1 protein-coding gene is annotated in these 1,266 nt (G+C 37.8%); it reads right to left on the bottom strand.

Annotation, left to right across the window (positions count from 1 at the left end):
- A partial coding sequence (locus VME0621_RS25955) for a PAS domain-containing protein (protein ID WP_156750291.1) occupies window positions 1-1,266 on the bottom strand: 1,266 nt, incomplete at both ends.

The following is a 1,266-nucleotide window of genomic DNA, read 5'->3' as shown; positions in this document are numbered from 1 at the left end:
TTGACCATCTTTTCTTACGAGCCATAATTCACCACGCCAAAACCCATTACTTAACACTTTTTGTTTCAGTTCGGCATAGCGAACCTGAGATTCACTTTCATCTATCATTGACTCTAAAGAGTGACCCAATAGTTCTTCTCTACTGTAGTCATTAGCTGAAATAAACGCTTCATTAACTCTTCGAACTAACCCCAAATTATCAAGAATTAAAATACCTTCTCTCGTGTTGTCAAAAACACTCGCTGACATTCTCAATTCTTCTTCTGCATGGCTCTTTTCCGTTACGTCAAGATGTGTCCCAAACATCTCTATCGGTTCACCAGTCTTGTCCCATTTCACCACCTGTCCTCGAGCGAGTATCCAAAGCCATTGTCCAGATTTATGTTGAACACGACATTGACATTCATAAACTTCAAGAAAACCTTCAAAGTGGCGCTTTAATTGTTCTTCTGATTGAACAAAATCTTCTGGATGACAGAGCTTTTCCCAAGTCTTGAAAGTGAGTGGTTCAAGCTCTGCTAAGCGATAGCCGAGCATCTCTGCCCATCTTTCATTAAATTTAACTTCACCCGACTTTATATTCCAGTACCAAGTGCCAATTTTGGTTGCTGCAATAACACTATTCAAATCTCTCTGTTCTTCCAGCAGCTTCATTCGCGTTGCTTTGATTGTTGAAAACATCTGGTTGACAACCCGAATAAAACCATCAATTTCATTATACCCACTGAGCTTCAACTCCCGATTGGGAATTGCATTGACTTCATCAACTTCTAACTGAAGCTTTAAACTCGCTAAGGGTTTCGATACAAACCGTTGTAAAAGAAAATATAATATCGATAAGATAACAGCGTTAAGTATTAGACCTGAGAGTAGGGCATGAAAAAGCGACTCATACATCTTATCCTTAATAATGCTATCAGAAACACTGATCTTTACTTTGCCAATCTCCTCACCGTTTGGTGATTCAATAGGCATGCTTGTTATGACAAACTCATCACCAAACAAATAGCCCTTTTCCTCGTCACACTCTGAAATTTCACCATTGACTTTTGTTACACCCGAAACATAGTTATCTCGATTAAGAATTTTGGCGAACTGATTGTCATAAACCACAATAGCTTGGTAATTTCTTTCTCTTGCTTCATTTAAGATGATTTTTTTATATTCATTAATAGCATACGCTTGCATCAAAGGAGCAATATTATTACTCAGTGTAATTAAGCTCATTTCAACTTGTTTATTGATGTGCTTTGAGAGTGCTTGTTT

Source organism: Vibrio mediterranei (genome assembly GCF_900088415.1).
Taxonomy (GTDB): Bacteria; Pseudomonadota; Gammaproteobacteria; order Enterobacterales; family Vibrionaceae; genus Vibrio; species Vibrio mediterranei.
Note: the sequence above shows the minus strand (reverse complement) of the source record. Positions and strands in the feature narration are given on the sequence as shown.